This is a genomic window from Streptomyces sp. P5F9 (assembly GCF_057961495.1).
In genome coordinates this window covers 1-1,288 of the sequence record NZ_JBXVPZ010000933.1, presented here as the reverse complement: position 1 = coordinate 1,288, position 1,288 = coordinate 1, and the positions used below count along the sequence as shown (strand labels likewise).

1 protein-coding gene and 1 rRNA gene are annotated in these 1,288 nt (G+C 68.5%); one reads left to right on the top strand and one right to left on the bottom strand.

Features of this window, described 5'->3' with window-relative positions; genetic code table 11:
• On the top strand, positions 1-1,049 hold a 1,049-nt coding region (locus AC31A1_RS51595), incomplete at its 5' end, for a DUF58 domain-containing protein (RefSeq protein ID WP_489659940.1).
• 109 nt (positions 1,050-1,158) lie between these two features.
• Here AC31A1_RS51595 and rrf read toward each other — a convergent pair.
• A 5S ribosomal RNA gene (gene rrf / locus AC31A1_RS51590) occupies positions 1,159-1,275 on the bottom strand.
• Between the last annotated feature and the right edge of the window lie 13 nt (positions 1,276-1,288).

Below are 1,288 nucleotides of genomic sequence, written 5' to 3'. Positions count from 1 at the left end.
ATGCCTGGCCCCCCAGCAGCTGGCTCACCGGCACGGAATTCGCCGCATCCCGCCACCGCCTGACCATCCCACCCGGCGAGCGCCGCCGCCTCACCACTCGCCTACGCCCCACCCGCCGCGGCGACCGCCACGCAGACCGAGTGACGATCCGTTCCTACGGCCCCCTCGGCCTCCTCACCCGCCAAGGCACCCACGCGGTCCCCTGGGCGGTCCGCGTCCTGCCCCCGTTCACCAGCCGCAAGCACCTCCCGTCGAAACTCGCCCGCCTGCGCGAACTCGACGGCCGCACCAGCGTCCTGACCCGCGGCGAAGGCACGGAATTCGACAGCCTGCGCGAATACGTCCCCGGCGACGACACCCGCTCCATCGACTGGCGCGCCACCGCCCGCCAGACCACGGTCGCGGTACGCACCTGGCGCCCCGAACGCGACCGCCACATCCTTCTCGTCCTCGACACCGGCCGCACCTCGGCGGGCCGCGTCGGTGACGTCCCCCGTCTCGACGCCTCCATGGACGCCGCCCTGCTCCTCGCAGCCCTGGCATCCCGCGCCGGCGACCGCGTAGACCTGCTCGCCTACGACCGCCGGGTCCGCGCCCTCGTCCAGGGCCGCACGGCACGCGACGTACTCCCGTCCCTGGTCAACGCGATGGCGACCCTCGAACCGGAACTCGTCGAAACAGACGCCCGAGGCCTCGCAGCCACCGCGATCCGTACGGCACCCCGCCGCTCCCTGATCGTCCTGCTGACCAGCCTCGACACGGCCCCGGTCGAAGAGGGCCTGCTCCCCGTCCTCGCCCAACTCACCCAGCGCCATACGGTTCTGGTGGCATCCGTGGCAGACCCCCACATCGCCCGCATGGCCACGGCCCGCGGAAACACGGAGGCGGTCTACGAGGCGGCAGCTGCGGCACGTGCACAGAGCGAACGAGACCGCACCGCGGAAAAACTCCGCCGAGCCGGCGTCACCATCGTCGACGCGACACCGGACGATCTCGCACCGGCATTGGCGGACGCCTATCTGGCTCTCAAGAGTGCGGGCCGTCTGTAATACGACGGGGCCCTGCTTGAAAAAGCAGAGCCCTTTACAGAATTCAGAACCCCTTAAACGCAGAAAACCCCTGTACCGAATAAACGGTACAGGGGTTTTCGCAATATTTGTTCGGCGGCGTCCTACTCTCCCACAGGGTCCCCCCTGCAGTACCATCGGCGCTGTAAGGCTTAGCTTCCGGGTTCGGAATGTAACCGGGCGTTTCCCTCACGCTATGACCACCGAAACACTATGAAACA